Raw genomic sequence first — 13,708 nt, forward strand, 5'->3', positions numbered from 1 at the left:
CGGTGGACGTCAGCGCCAGTGCGCGGCCCATGCGCGGGCGGCTGTGATCGTCTCGTCCAGCTCGGTCATTCCGTGCTCGCGCCAGTCCTCCCAGGACCGCGCCTCCGCCTCCGCAAGAACCCGCACCCCCTCGCGAGGGGCCGTCGCGAACGCGGGGATGGTCTGGGCCCAGCGCGCCGCGTCTTCGACGCTCTGCTTGCCGTCCAGGACGAGGCGGAAACCCCAGAGTGCGGCGTCGATCCAGGCGGGGCCGCGCATCGCCCACGCCCAGTCGATCATCCACACCCGGCCACTGCGTTCGACCATGAAGTTGGTGGCGGCCGGATCCGAATGCACCAGCCGGTCCCCCGTCAGGAGGCCTGCGTGGGTGGGGTCGCAGTACTCGCCCCACCGATCCCACGGCGTCAGCCGCACCCCGTCAGGCGCCGGAAGCAGACTCAGCTCGCGCAGGGCTGCGGCGACCGGCTCCAGATGGTCACCGTCCTCGCCGAAGTACGCCCATGCAGACGCGTTGGCGCCCTCGAAGCACAGCAGCAGCCACCCGCCGGCCTCTTCCTGCCACAGCAGCCTGGGGGCAATGGCGGGAACGAACGGGGCGACAGCTGCTTCGGCCCGGAGCTCACCGATCCGGGGGTGGTCCAGAGGCAGGCCCTTGACGAATACCATCTCCGGGCCCGACTCCGGCCAGAACAGCGACGCGAGCGCGGAACTGGTCCCCGACTCCACCTCCGCTCTGGGGCAGTCCTCCCCCACCCGGGCCGCGATCGTCTGCCGGGTTTCGTCGGGAAGCTCCTCGAACGGGAGCCGGTCAACGCGCATGACCGGTCAGCCTCCTGGCCGGGGCTGCTGCGGATTGTTCGGCGGGAACGGCGGGTTCTTGTCCGGACGGGTGGGCGGATCAGGAGACGGACGCCCCGGCGGAGGCTTAGACGTCGGCCCGGGAGACGACGGACGCCGGTCAAGCAGAGGAACGGTCATGGCGGCGAAACTACCCGCCACCATCCCACCGCCACCCGGCATTGGCGACATTGACCGTAACGCGCCGCCACCGCCCGGCCACGCACTCCCCGGCTAGGCACTGTCCGGCGGATCATGCCGGGAGGGGACGGCTGAGGCCCAGCTGGCCTCACTAGAATCGCGGCATGCTCGAATACCATGGCTGGATCACCGTCAGGGAGACCGCGGTTGATGACGACGATGACGTCCGACTGCGGCAGATCGTGGATGAGCTTCGGCTTCGCATCGCCCAGATGGCCAGTCCCTACCTCCTTGATCTCAGGTGGATGAACGGCGAGCCGTTCATCCACCTAGGAGGCCATCCCAATCACCGCTCGTCGCTCGATGTCGTCGATCTGTTCGAGCATGTCGCGAAGGTTGCTCCCGGCTCCTACGGCCTTCTGCACATCCGCGACGACGAGGACGCGGCCCATGAGAACGAGGTACGTGTACTGAGACTCGCCCGGGGATCGGTCACCGAACACACGGAGACGTTGCTGTCCCCATGCATCCCGACGCTCGAAGACCCCCTCACTGACCAGTCGGTCCCCTCTGGCGAATCACGGCCGCGAGCCATAGGCGGATCGCCGCGCCCGTGACGGTGCCGTGAAAGACGAAGGCCCTCTTGGCGTAGCGGGTTGCGATGGCCCGGGAGTTCTTGAGCCGGTTGATCGTTCGCTCGACCTCGTTGCGGCGTTTGTAGATCTCGCTGTCGAAACCGGTAGGCGGGCCGCCCTTGTTGCCGCGCCGTTTGCGGTTGGCCCGCTGGTCCTTCGGTTCGGGGATGGTGTGCTTGATCTGGCGTCTTCGCAGGTAGCGGCGGTTATGGTGTGAGCTGTATGCCTTGTCGGCACCGAGGTGGTCCGGTCGGGTGCGTGGCCGTCCGCCCTGCGGGCTGGGAACGCGGAGGCGTTCGAGGACCTCGATCACCTGCGGCGCGTCGCCCCACCGGCCGGGCGTGACCAGGAACGCCAGCGGACGGCATCCGCCTTCACCGGCGAGATGGAGCTTGCAGGTCAGAGCGCCCCGCGACCGTCCGAGCCCTTCGTCAGGGCGGTGGTGCCGGGGCGTCGATCTCTTTTCGGGACGCGTGGTTTCTTCTTGCGGACCCCGGCCGCGTGCTGATGGGTACGGCAGGACGTCGAGTCGACGCTCACCATGCTCCAGTCGACACGGCCCGCGAGGTCGGCATCAGCCTGGACGGCACGCAGGATCCGGTCCCACGTGCCATCCGTCGCCCAGCGCCAATGCCGTTCTTAGACGGTCTTCCAGCTGCCGAACGCTCGGGAAGGTCCCGCCAGGGTACGCCCGTCCGGACCCGGAACAGGACCCCGTTGATCACCTTGCGGTGATCGTTCCACCGGACGCCACGTCGTCCCGACGTCGGCAGGTGTGGCTCCAGCCGGACCCACTCGGCAATCGTCAGTCGCCTCCACGCTGGCGGGTACCGGTGCGGGGGCGTCCGTGGCGCTCTGGCGCATGCCTGGCAGGTGTGCCGGATCAGGCACGTTCTGCACGATTGTGCCGCCGCCGCTGGTCATCGCCGTCGAGACGTAGTCCTGTCCGAGCCGCCGGGCGAGGACGTGTCCCATGGGGACACGGGGCAGGGGCCGTGCCCTCGGGATTGACCGTCGTTGGATGTGGGCGTTGTACGCGACCAGCACGAGGCGCGTGTCGGGAGCGGATCGGTCGGGGAGGTTGAGCAGGCTGTCGGCGAGGTGGCGGTCACGGGCGGAGAGGTCAGCGGCATCGGGGTTCCGATCGAACAGCGCTTCCATCGCGCGCTGCATCTGGTCCGTGCGCCACGCTGCCCAGACGTCGTCGACCACGTCCTCGTACAGTGCCTACGCGGGGGGCGATGGCGGCGAGACGGGTGGCCATCAGTTCGAGGACCGGAGCCAGTGAACCGCCTGCGGCAGAGATGTGGAGTCCGACGACCTGGACGGGGTACGTCTCCGCGGCATTGTGGGCACGCAGCCAACGCAGGGTGTCGCGGCCTTCCGCCGACTGGGCCGGATAGCCCCCAGCGTTGGGGGTGAGCAAGACATCGAGGTCTGTGTCGGCACCTCGCGTTCCATGCGTCGAGGGCCCGACCGGAGACGGTCGCGAGTTCCGCCGCGTAGACGGTGAATCCGTGCTCCTGGGTGAGGAAGCGCAGCATTCGGTCGCGTAAGAGTCCGTACTCTCGTATCTGGTGGGAGCTCTCCCCCAGGGCTACCACGCGTGCGCTGCCGATTAGACGGCTCAGAGCCGACAGGTCATCAACGGGGGCATCGGCGCCGGAGGCGGCAAGAGGCGCTGCGTTGCGGGCGGTCCATTCGCCGAGCGGCATCGTGGCTTCGGGTTCCATGATCACGACACTCGCAACGGGTGCCTCCCCGCGAAGTGGGGACGCGGGTGTGGTGCCGGCACAGTCGCCGTCACCTTGAATCGGCAGGTCGCAGGGGCGCGCTACGGCTTTCGGGGGACTGGGTGCTTGTTCTGGGCAATGGGTGAGGATGGGGTCATGGCAGGGGAAGAGGGCGAGATCGCTCTGAGTAGGCAGGACCTTCGTGAGGTGACCGCGTTCGCTGCGGCGTGCGCGGAAACGGTGCTCGAGGTGTTCGAGGGCGATCAGCCGGATGACGCGCGGCCTCGGGACGCCATCGGGGCCGCTTGGGAGTTCGCTCGGGGTGGTGAGCGGGGGAAGGCTCTGCGCGACACTGCGTGGGCGGCTCTCAAGGCGGCCAAGAGCGCGGACACCACGGCCGCGCATGAGGCGGCCCGGGCAGCGATGTCCGCGGCAGGCGCCGCCTACCTGCATCCACTGGCCAAAGCCACGCAGGTCAAGCACATTCTCGGAGCTGGAGCCCACGCGGCCAGAGCGGCCGAACTCGTCGCCGACGACGATCGAAGCGTTGGCGTCGGCCATCTCGAGCGGATGGTTCGTCGAGCGACACCCACCCTCGTGGACGTCCTCAAACGCTTCCCGACGGCGCCGAGTGGCGGCGGACGGGTCGGTGAGCTGATCCGCATGCTGGATGCCGACCTTCGTTCACTCACCCACGCCGACTGACGTCTTCGTTTTCGGCCCTCGTCCGCGCCGCATCTTCCAGGTCGGGCCCACCCCGTTGGTTCCCAGGGTCAGCCGTGGTCAGGACGCAGTGGTGCACCGACGGCCAGGCGGCGGTCGCCGTCCTGGCCGGGTCGTTCGTGGGCCCGTGAGCGGGCGAGAAGGTGCTCGGGCGAGGTCGCTGGAGATCCAGTTCCAGCTGAGGGAGCCCGCGCTGTCCCAGCTCATGACCGGACCTGCGAAGGCAGTGCCGGTGGAGGTGAACTTCCACAGGCCGGTGCGGTTGGTGCCGTCGGTCTGGCGGCCGTAGTTGTAGAGGACGCCGATGTCGCTCTTGCCGTCGCCGTTGAAGTCGCCGGAGGTCAGCTTGGAGCAGTCCCAGCTCCACGAGTCGACCGCGGCGGTGTTGTCCGCACGGTCCGCCGCCAGATGGCCGCGCTGATGGAACGCCTGAACGCTCCAGCCGCTTCGAAGCGGGCGGCCAAGCGAGGCTGGCTGTAGCCCGCGCGGCGGCCGTCGAGCGGAGCGGACAACTTCCCTCGTCCTGGGTCGAGCGCTGCAGTCCTACGCGTCAGCCACCGCTCACCCATCCTGGTGCCCCTTCTCCCCGCCCGCGCCCTGATCGCCGGCCGCCGTGATCTACACCAAGCAAGATCCGGCAGGATCAACATCCAGTGCGACGGTGGACTTTGGCAACACGTCTGAGGTCCGGCCCTATGGTCACTCCCGCATCCGCCGACCGTGCCGCGGGCCCCGCGCCGGGCGGAGGGCGGCCGCCGGGTCCGGGGGCCAGGCCAGGCCGTCGACGGCGAGGAAGGGCTCACCGGCGACAGTCGTGGGTGTCGCGCCGGTGAAGGTCATGACGTCCCGGTGCAGGTGGGACTGGTCGGCGTACCCGGTGTCGGCCGCCACGCATGCCGCTCCTTCGCCCGCGACCAGGCGGTGGGCGGCGTGGTCGAAGCGGACCAGCTTCGCGGCGCGCTTGGGAGGCAGGCCGAGCTGTGCGCGGAAGCGGGACCACAGCTGCTTTCGGCTCCAGCCGACCTCGTCCGCCAGCGCGTCGACCCGGGCCACGCCGCGGCTAGCGACGATGCGGTGCCAGGCCCATGCCACTTCAGGGTCCGGCGTCGGCCCCGTCTCGAACCGGCGGGCCAGCAGCATGTCCGTCAGCGCGAAGCGGTCCTGCCATGACGGGGCGTCGGCGAGTTGCTCGCGGATCCGAGCCACCTCACAGCCCCAGAGGTCCTCCAGTGGTACGACGGCGCCCTCGAGTTCGGCGGGAGAGGAGCCCAGGACCGCGTGGGCGAGCACCGGGGACAGGCGGACCTGCACGCACACGACGTCCCTTCCCCGCGCCCGGACCGCTCCGCCTGACCCGAGGCCCATTCCTGCGGCAACGCTTCCCCGCTGCTGCCGCCCTGCAGCACAGTCGATGACGGACGTGCCCTCGCCGAACTCGACGAGCAGGGTCACGGCGGGGTGCGGGACGATCCGAAGCGCCGCCAGGTCCCGCACGTCGAACCCGGCCATGGACACACCCGGCACCCGGCTGGGTTTCCTCGGGCGCGCGACATGCCACTGAGCCGCACCGTGCGCGAACGTCTGCATCGATCCATGCTAAGACGAGTTCGGCGGGAACATTCGTCCAATCCACCGGCGCGCGCGATGGCGACAGTGGGGGCATGACTGCTTCTGAGCAAGACCCGCCCGTGCGCGGGCGCGGCGCGGCCGACGGGGATTCGATCGTGTCGCTGGACGACGGCGACATCCACGTACGTCAGGACGGTCCGCGCGGTGCGCCTGCCCTCCTACTCGTCCACGGGTCCGCGTCCTCGACGCGCTCGTGGGACGCGATGGCCCCGCTACTGACCGGGGCCCACCGCGTCATTCGGATCGACCTGCTGGGGCACGGCCGATCGGCGCAGCCGGCCAGGAGCGGCTACGCGGTCCCGGATCAGGCACGCCGCGCCGGCATGGTGCTGGACCGGCTCGGCGTCGAACACGCCGTGGCCGTCGGCCACTCCAGCGGTGGCGTCGTCGCCACCGCTCTCGCCGAACAACGCCCCGCTCTGGTCAGCGCGCTCGTTCTCATCAACACCGGCCCCGCCCTGGACGCCCTGCGCGCACCGGAGACCGGGGCTATGGACCTCACACAATGGCCGCCGACCGACGAGCAGCTCCGTGCGTTCGCCTCCACCGCCGTCAGCCGCCCGGGATACCAGATTCCGGAGGTCCTCCTCGACGACGTGCGCGGCATGACCCTCCACACGCTCGCCGCGACGACGCATGCCATCCGCTCCTACCTCCAGGAGCAGCCGCTGCCCAACCGGCTGACGGTCCTGGGCAAGCCCCTCCTGGTCCTCTTCGGCGAGGCCGACCGCCGATGGCGGTCCTCCTCCGCGGCCGACTACCTCAAGGTCCCGGGCGCCAAGGTCGAGTTGCTGCCCGGTCTCGGGCACTCGCCGCTGCTGGAGGATCCGCAGCGGACGGCCGGAAAGCTGCTGGCATTCACCGCGCCGCGCCCGGCGCGGACGGACTGAAGGAAAAGGAGGAAGGGTCATGCGGATCCTGGTCTCCGGCGCCGGCATCGCGGGTCCGGTTCTGGCCCACTGGCTCACCCGACACGGCTTCCGCGTCACCGTCGTAGAGCGCGCGCCGACCCCGCGCAGGACCGGCGGGCACGCGGTCGACCTGTTCCGGCCCGCCCTAGACGTCTCGCAGAGAATGGGCGCTCTGCCCCGGATCGAGGAGCGGGCCACCGGCACGAGCCGGATGGCCGTCTACCAGGAAGGGGCGCGGCGTCCCGTACGGGCGGACCTCACAAAGATCTTCAGCGCCGCCTCCGAGCGGCACGTCGAGATCATGCGCGACCACCTGAGCGAGATCTACTACGACCTGACAGCGGAGCATGTCGAGTACGTCTTCGGCGACTCGGTCATCAGCATCTCCCCCGACGGCCGGGTTCAGTTCGAGAACGCCCCGCCGCGGCGCTTCGACCTCGTCGTCGGCGCGGACGGACTCCACTCCACCGTGCGCCGCCTCGTCTTCGGCGACGAGTCCCGCTACACAGCCTTCCTCGGGGCCTACCTCGGCGTACTGGTCCTGCCGAACCGCGCCGGTCTCGACCGCGAGCTCGTCATGCACACAGGCGTGGGCCGCACGGCCGGCATGTACGGCGCCCGCCACCTGGGCGACGCACGAGCGCTGTTCCTCTTCCGAAGCGAGCACCAGCTCGACTACCACCACCACGACCTGGCCCGGCAAAAGCAGCTCCTGCACGCCGCATTCACCGGCATGCACCCCGACGTCGACTCCTGGCTGGACGGCCTCAACCGGACCCCAGGCTTCTACTTCAACTCGATAACCCAACTCCGCATGGACACCTGGTCCAGGGGGTGCGTGACGCTCGTGGGCGATGCCGGCTACTCCCCCGGCCCGGCCGTGGGCGGCAGCACAAGCCTCGCCGTTGTCGGGGCCTACGTCCTCGCCGGGGAACTGGCGCGCGCGGGCGGTGACCACGAGCGGGCCTTCCCCGCCTACGAGCGGGTAATGGCACAGCACGTGAGGGGCAGCCGGGCCGCCGCGCTCAGCGCGGCGAAGACCCTCATCCCCACCTCCCTCCTGGGCGTGCGCGCACTGGCGCACGGCGCCCGACTGATCTCCGCCTTGCCCGCAGGGCCCGGCCGCACACTGCTGCGGCTCACCACCAGAACCGCACGCCTGTACGACTCCATGTCCCTCCAGGACTACCTGGCGCCACCCGCCACCACCTCGCTTCGGTCCGAGCGGTGAACGTACGACGTTGCAGGGCCGACTCCGGGGTGCGTCGGACCCAGGACGAGTGCGCGGGCGCGGGGAAAGCAGGATGAGTGCGGGGTTTTGCAAGCTGGCCTGCCCCTACATGAGGAACCGTCATGCCTGAAACCAGCATCCTGCCACTCGGCCCCATGACCCGGAGGCGGCGACCGGCGCGTCCCCGGCCGCTCCACCATGATCCGCGACGAACTCCAGAAGGCACTCAGCCGGGACAGGACGCTGCAGAAGACCTGACCTGCCGGCCGCACCCACCCGCTGGATGCGGCGCCGCGCGTGCACTGGGCTGGGTAGCACGGTGACGGGCGCGCCGTCCGGGCGTTGTACCTGGCATGGACGACACACTGGACCTGCTGGACACCCTCCTCGACGGCGTCACCGAACCCCGCCCCAAACTCATCAGCGCGGACGAGGCACGAGCGGTGATAATGCTCCTGGGGCTCCTCGATGACACCGCCCAGAGCGAGGACATCCGCCGGGCAGCGGGCGAGATACGGTTCCGAATCGGCTCCCGCCTCACCTCGCTCTCACCCGCCGACCGCCCCGCTCTCAAGCCGGACTACAGCACGGCCGTTCGCCCGGCCTAGACCTCGATGTACGCGATCACCACCACGGTGCGCAGGGCGGTGACGAAGTACAGGACGCGGACGGCTTCGAGTTCGTCGGTGTACTGCCGCAGTTGGGGGCCGGTGGTGTCGCCGGGGATCGGTTCGCCGATCTCGGGGTCGACGGAGATGACCACCAGCGCGCGGTCCAGTGCGTGGACGTGCGCCTCGCTGGTGATGTTCTCCAGCTGTTTGGCGGCGGCGTCGGAGAAGGCGATGCGGGCGCGGCGTGCGGTCATCAGGCGACGGCCGGGCGCTGTGCGGCAAGGCGGGCCAGGTGGGCCTCGCGGAGCTCTTCCCAGGGGGTGCAGTCCTCCACCGCGGGCAGGCCGTTGGCGGCAATGTCCTCAAGGACGGCGGCGTAGTGGTCGGCGTTCGCGCGGGTCCTGGCCGCGTAGGCGCGTACGGCGTCCGCGGCGGCGGGCTCCAGCAGCTGCCGGGTGTCGGCGAGGGCCGGCTGTTCGCTCATCGAGGGCTCCAGGGGCACGGACTGGCAGGTTCCCCCCACCGTATCGGCCCGCCCGCACACCCGGGATCCCCTCAGACGAACCGGCTCGGGGACCCGGCAGCCGGGCCTACCCGATAGCGACACCGGAGGCCGCGTTTGAGGCCCGGCCTTACGCCCACGTCTGCGGTGAGCAGGGCCGTCTCCTTTGGATCTTGTCGGCCAGCCCGTATCCGCCGGCACCGCATGGGACGCCAGATGCCGGTGGTCGCCAACGGCCAGGCAGAATGCGCTGTGACCTGTGATGTCTGTGGCCATGGTGCGGAGTCAGCCGCGCGCCCGCAGGAGCGGCACGCAGCTCCGCAGGCGAAGAGCGGAGTGCCACCGGGGCCCCGGCGGAGGGGAAGCGGAGGGCGCCGTCGAACCCCCACGGCCGCGCCTCGCGGGCTCGGTCACGAAGCCGAAGCACAAGACCTGCACGGTCGGCATCTCCCGCCCACCGGCTCGCGGCCCGCCCCTGTCCCTGCTCCTGGCCGACTGGAGATGGCTGATCTGTGCCGGGCCTCCAAAGGGCTCAAACTCACCAACCCGCAGACCGGACTCGTGCTCGACATCAACGGCAAGACCATCTCCGCGGACACGAAGGTGACCACCGCGTGGTCAGGCAACGCGAACTCCCAATCCTGGGCAGCACTCCCCTAGGCAGTGTCCGGCGGATCAGGGACGGACCGGGAGGCGGTGGGCCGGGGATGAGCCGTCGGCGGGGATGCAGCCGCGCGTCGCCAGGATCTCGCCTGTGTCGGCGAACTCCCAGTGGGTCGCATGCTTCCCGTCCTTGAATGGCCATTCGACGCGGACGACAGGGCGGCACAACAGGCTCTCGAACCAGTCGGCGCACCGCTCCGCGAGCTCCTCGACCGTGCCGGAGGCCCGGAAGAAGCCATGCTCGGGCGACTCGTGAAGGTTGAAGAGCTGGTCGCAGACTTTCCCGGCCTTCACGTGTGTGCCGTAAAAGTGCACGGCCCACTCGGCGAGCACCAGTCGGCGCGCCTCGTCGAGAAGGCTGATATGGACGAGGAACGACGACTCGTCCTCGGGCCGTCCGACCTGGCTGGGAGCCCACGGCACCTGCCAATCAGCGGCCCGGGCTCGCAGGGCTGCCAGGAAGGCAAGTTCGGCCTCGTCGAAGTCCCAGGGCTCCTCGCCGTACTCCTCCGGGTCCTCGACCTCGAACCAGCTGTTGACGTCCACGGTGAGACTCTAGAACCACAGGGTGCCTCGTAGATCACGGGCGGAGCCATAGGCGGATTGCTGCGGTGGTGACGGTGCCGTGGAAGACGTAGGCCCGCTTGTCGTAGCGGGTGGCGACGGCGCGGGAGTTCTTGAGTCGATTGATGGTGCGCTCGACCTCGTTGCGGCGTTTGTAGATCTCGCTTTCGAAGCCGGTGGGCCGGCCACCCTTACTGCCGCGCCGTTTGCGGTTGGCCCGCTGGTCCTTCGGTTCGGGGATGGTGTGCTTGATCTGGCGTCTTCGCAGGTAGCGGCGGTTGCGGCGTGAGCTGTATGCCCTGTCGCCGCCTAGGTGGTCCGGCCGCGTGCGCGGCCGTCCGTCCTGAGGGCGGGAAGCCCGGATGCGTTCGAGGACTTCGATCATCTGCGGTGCGTCTCCCCACTGGCCGGGTGACCAGGAACGCCATGGGGCGGCAGCCGCCTTCACCGGCAACGTGGATCTTGCAGGTCATGCCGCCCCGGGACCGCCCGAGTCCTTCGTCGGAGCGGTGATGCCGGGGCGTTGTCCTTTTTCGGGATGCGGGGCCTCTTCTTTCGGCCCCCGGCCGCGTGCTGATGGGCCCGGCATGACGTCGAGTCGACGCTGACCACGCTCCAGTCGATCCGGCCCGCGAGGTCGGCGTCGGCCTGGACGGCACGCAGGATCCGGTCCCACGTGTCGTCCGCTGACCACCGTCGGTGCCGTTCATAGACCGTTTTCCAGCTGCCGAAACGCTCTGGAAGGTCCCGCCACGGTATACCTGTTCGCACCCGGAACAGGTATACCGTTGATCACCCTGCGGTGATCGTTCCACCGGCCGCCGCGCTGTCCCGACACCGGCAAGTGCGGCACCAGTCGGATCCACTCCGAATTCGTCAGATCACCCCGCCCCATGACGAAGACAACGAACCGGCAATCCGGCGGTCACATGATCCGCCGGACACTGCCTAACCCGCCCCACACCCGGTGCCCCGTCCACCACCCCGACGGGGGCACCAGGCATTGCCGCCCTGCGGCCCCGGGCCCCATGGAGAACGAAGCCGCAATGGAGGAAAGGGTAAAAGGAGCGGTCTGACGCAGCGCCACGGGCTGTTCGAGATAGGGACGGAGCCGGGGTCCCGGCGTGTGCACTGCGCGCGGTCAGCCAAGGTGCTGCAGGAAGAAGGTGGCCGCCTCCCTGCCAACCCGCACGCGGACGGTCGGGTCAGCAGGATCCGGCGCGAAGAAGTCGTCGTGGCGAACGTGGGGGCCGGCCGATCGGCCATTCGCCGTGGGAATGTGCTCCAGGTACGGCCTGGTATCGACTTCATAGGGGTTGACCGTGTCCGCCCCTCCCCAGCGAATCTCCACCGGCACCTGCACGGTTGCCAGACTCTCCGGGGTCACGAAACCGCCGACGCCTGGGGCCACCTGGAAGACCGCTCGCATCCGGGAATCCAAGAGGTCTGCTCCAGCGCCTTCCAGCACAAGCCGCGAAGACTCGTCTTCGGGATATTTCTTCCGCAGCGCCTCCACTACGCCGGGGAATTCGGGTATGTCAGGCAAGGGCAGCGCCCCCGACAGCACGGCCCACGCAATCTGCGGATCGACGCGGGCCCCGGCAAGTGCCGCCGCCGTATAAGCGCCGAGGGAGAATCCGCTGCGCCGACCGGACCGAGGGGCTGTTCCCGAGCGAGCGCATCGAGGGCGAAGGAGACGTCCCGGGGCCGTTCCCACACGTGGAGAAAACCCTCAGGCTCGTAACCGTCGACAAAGTTGTTGCCGTGGTGGTCAAGGGCCATCACCCGGAATCCCGCCTCACGCAGCGGACGCACCAGCCACTCCATGTCTCCGCCCGAGCCCCCGGTGCCGTGTGAGACGACGACCAGCGGGGCTGGTGCGGTCAGGGGATGCTCCGGCTCCCATAGGTAGAGGCGGACGGGACGCGGATGAGCCGGATCCCGCAGGTCATGGCGGGACTCGTCGTACAGAACGCGTATCAGCGGATGTTCCCGTCCAGAGATCGTCATGGCGACATCGTAGAGAAGCGGCCAGGCCCTGATACCGCTGGCCGACCCGGACCTGGCGTCGTGCAAGTACGAAAACGAAGAACGGGTTGAGGGTGAACCGCTGGGCCGGGCGGCCGTAGCAGCGGATTTGTACGAGTACCGCGCCATCGGCCGTGGGCGAGTTCCGGATGTCCAGGCGATTCCCGGAGTGGGCCACCGTGACGGTGGAGATGCCTCGAAAGGGAGCGGACTGGGGCTGGCCCGCGAGCGTGTCGGCGCTGTCAGGTGCGGGAGCGGCCGGGCTTTCGGCCCTGGATCGCCCATGCGCGGGCAGTGAGCGCGATCGACCCGTCCGGCCGCGTCGGCACGGTATCGCGGAGCCTGTCACGCAACCGGTCCCGGGTGGGCTCGGTGAGGCCGGCGACGTAGCCGGGGGCGGGGCCCTGCCCGGCCGTGAACGGCTCCCACAGATCCGCGAAGCCGGAGAAGACAGTGGCCACCTCGATCGGGGCGACGGTCACATCCACGAGCCCCGCCTCTGTCCACAGGGCCCGGAGCGGCTCCGGGCGGCACATCGGGAACCGGCGCCCCTCATCCACAGCTGCGGCCGCAGGGTCCACCGCACTCGCGGCCTCCCAGAAGTGACGCAGCAACGCCATGCCCCCGGCGTAGTCCCATACATACGATGCGACCAGCCCGCCCGGCCCCACGACGCGCGATGCCTCGGCCACCGCCGCACCCGGCGCGGGAAGGAAGTTGAGCACCAGTCCGCTGACAGCCACGTCGCACCCGGCGTCGCGTACCGGCAGGGCCATTCCGTCGGCCACGACGAAGCACGCCGGCGCGGGAGCGGAGGCACGCGCCGTGGCCACGAACGCTGCGGACCCGTCCAGCCCCACCACCGTCCGGGGCCGGCATCGCTCGGCCACCGTCGCGGTCAACGCGGCCGTACCGCAGCCCACATCCAGCCACCGCAGGCCGTCACCGCAGTCGAGCCACGCCACGAACTCCTCCGCGACCAGACGGCTCCACCGGCCCATGTACCGCTCGTAGGCATCCCCAGCCGCCCACACATCGAACCGCTGCTCCTTCATGCCACCACGATCCCCGACCGGCCCCGGCAGAAGCCACAGACGCGCGGATACCCGGCCTCGCATCCCCACATCACAGGGATCTGCAACGAGGATCAGGTTCCCGAGTTGTCGACGAACCCCACAATATCGAGGTATTCGATTGTGGGTGAGACGCCATAAATTCCCGTCACCTTGCCGATGAGCTACTCCGTGAAGAAGGCGCGGCCTTTCTCCTCGTCATCCCACAGGTAGAAGTTCCTTGCCCTACCACTGTCTTCGTCGAGCATGAAGCTCTTGAATCGAAGGCCGGCCATGCCTTCGAACGGTGCTCGGAGCTCGCCCGCGATCTTGGCGAGAGTTGCGTGATCGAACTTCTCGGTCTGCGTGAAAGTCACAAGCACGCCGATCATGGGGTCTCCTGTCGATCCACTGATGCCAAGGGCGGAGCCTAGGACACGCAGCCAGA

At 69.3% G+C, this 13,708-nt stretch carries 14 protein-coding genes and 3 pseudogenes; 6 read left to right on the forward strand and 11 right to left on the reverse strand.

Going from position 1 to position 13,708, the window contains the following annotated elements; all coding sequences use genetic code 11:
- Positions 1-9: 9 nt before the first annotated feature.
- A complete protein-coding gene (locus CP980_RS00100) occupies positions 10-819 on the reverse strand; it encodes a protein kinase family protein (protein ID WP_150492190.1) in 810 nt (269 codons plus the stop codon).
- 323 nt (positions 820-1,142) lie between these two features.
- On the opposite strand from CP980_RS00100, the gene CP980_RS00105 reads away from it, so the two are divergent.
- The gene (locus tag CP980_RS00105) at positions 1,143-1,595 is read left to right on the forward strand and encodes an Imm7 family immunity protein (protein ID WP_150492191.1); all 453 of its coding nucleotides are present in this window, start codon (positions 1,143-1,145) and stop codon (positions 1,593-1,595) included.
- On the opposite strand, the pseudogene CP980_RS00110 reads toward CP980_RS00105, so the two are convergent.
- A pseudogene (locus tag CP980_RS00110) lies at positions 1,528-2,422 on the reverse strand (IS5 family transposase). The gene CP980_RS00105 and the pseudogene CP980_RS00110 overlap by 68 nt on opposite strands.
- A 79-nt stretch (positions 2,423-2,501) precedes the next feature.
- Positions 2,502-2,786: pseudogene (locus CP980_RS36635) on the reverse strand (erythromycin esterase family protein); the annotation flags it as partial.
- Between the two features lie 716 nt (positions 2,787-3,502).
- Here CP980_RS36635 and CP980_RS00120 point away from each other — a divergent pair.
- Positions 3,503-4,051, forward strand: coding sequence for a putative immunity protein (locus tag CP980_RS00120; RefSeq protein WP_132752834.1), 549 nt, complete (start codon positions 3,503-3,505; stop codon positions 4,049-4,051).
- Positions 4,052-4,768: 717 nt separating this feature from the next.
- On the opposite strand, the gene CP980_RS00135 is transcribed toward CP980_RS00120, so the two are convergent.
- Positions 4,769-5,656 (reverse strand): AraC family transcriptional regulator, encoded by an 888-nt coding sequence (locus tag CP980_RS00135; protein WP_150492192.1) that lies wholly within the window; start codon positions 5,654-5,656, stop codon positions 4,769-4,771.
- A 74-nt stretch (positions 5,657-5,730) separates the two neighbouring features.
- Between CP980_RS00135 and CP980_RS00140 the strand changes: the two genes are divergently transcribed.
- The 3 genes from CP980_RS00140 (at position 5,731) to CP980_RS00150 (ending at position 8,448) form a co-directional block, all read left to right on the forward strand.
- Positions 5,731-6,588, forward strand: a complete 858-nt coding sequence (locus tag CP980_RS00140; protein WP_150492193.1) for an alpha/beta fold hydrolase — start codon at positions 5,731-5,733, stop codon at positions 6,586-6,588.
- 19 nt (positions 6,589-6,607) lie between these two features.
- The gene (locus tag CP980_RS00145) at positions 6,608-7,840 is read left to right on the forward strand and encodes an FAD-dependent monooxygenase (protein ID WP_150492194.1); all 1,233 of its coding nucleotides are present in this window, start codon (positions 6,608-6,610) and stop codon (positions 7,838-7,840) included.
- 353 nt (positions 7,841-8,193) lie between these two features.
- Complete coding sequence (locus CP980_RS00150; RefSeq protein ID WP_189999301.1) at positions 8,194-8,448, forward strand: hypothetical protein; 255 nt, start codon at positions 8,194-8,196, stop codon at positions 8,446-8,448.
- Here CP980_RS00150 and CP980_RS00155 read toward each other — a convergent pair.
- Both CP980_RS00155 and CP980_RS00160 read right to left on the reverse strand, forming a co-directional pair.
- Positions 8,445-8,705 carry a hypothetical protein gene (locus CP980_RS00155; RefSeq protein WP_150492195.1) on the reverse strand — a complete coding sequence of 87 codons (261 nt, stop codon included), beginning with the start codon at positions 8,703-8,705 and terminating at the stop codon, positions 8,445-8,447. The two genes, CP980_RS00150 and CP980_RS00155, sit on opposite strands and share 4 nt — an antisense overlap.
- Complete coding sequence (locus CP980_RS00160; RefSeq protein ID WP_150492196.1) at positions 8,705-8,935, reverse strand: hypothetical protein; 231 nt, start codon at positions 8,933-8,935, stop codon at positions 8,705-8,707. The genes CP980_RS00155 and CP980_RS00160 overlap by 1 nt, the downstream gene beginning before the upstream one ends.
- A 519-nt stretch (positions 8,936-9,454) precedes the next feature.
- On the opposite strand from CP980_RS00160, the gene CP980_RS34930 reads away from it, so the two are divergent.
- Positions 9,455-9,613 carry an RICIN domain-containing protein gene (locus tag CP980_RS34930; protein WP_167535752.1) on the forward strand — a complete coding sequence of 53 codons (159 nt, stop codon included), beginning with the start codon at positions 9,455-9,457 and terminating at the stop codon, positions 9,611-9,613.
- Between the two features lie 15 nt (positions 9,614-9,628).
- Here CP980_RS34930 and CP980_RS00165 read toward each other — a convergent pair whose 3' ends face one another.
- From CP980_RS00165 to CP980_RS00185, 5 genes and pseudogenes are all read right to left on the reverse strand, one after another.
- Entirely contained in the window at positions 9,629-10,162 is a 534-nt protein-coding gene (locus tag CP980_RS00165) for a hypothetical protein (RefSeq protein WP_150492197.1), read from the reverse strand.
- A gap of 34 nt (positions 10,163-10,196) precedes the next feature.
- Positions 10,197-11,075 (reverse strand): annotated as a pseudogene (locus tag CP980_RS00170) (IS5 family transposase).
- A 246-nt stretch (positions 11,076-11,321) separates the two neighbouring features.
- Positions 11,322-11,726, reverse strand: coding sequence for an alpha/beta hydrolase (locus CP980_RS35645; protein WP_244328221.1), 405 nt, complete (start codon positions 11,724-11,726; stop codon positions 11,322-11,324).
- A gap of 724 nt (positions 11,727-12,450) precedes the next feature.
- The gene (locus CP980_RS00180) at positions 12,451-13,263 is read right to left on the reverse strand and encodes a class I SAM-dependent methyltransferase (RefSeq protein WP_150492198.1); all 813 of its coding nucleotides are present in this window, start codon (positions 13,261-13,263) and stop codon (positions 12,451-12,453) included.
- Between the two features lie 182 nt (positions 13,264-13,445).
- A complete protein-coding gene (locus CP980_RS00185) occupies positions 13,446-13,652 on the reverse strand; it encodes a hypothetical protein (RefSeq protein ID WP_150492199.1) in 207 nt (68 codons plus the stop codon).
- Positions 13,653-13,708: the final 56 nt, after the last annotated feature.

The organism is Streptomyces vinaceus (assembly GCF_008704935.1).
GTDB lineage: Bacteria > Actinomycetota > Actinomycetes > Streptomycetales > Streptomycetaceae > Streptomyces > Streptomyces vinaceus.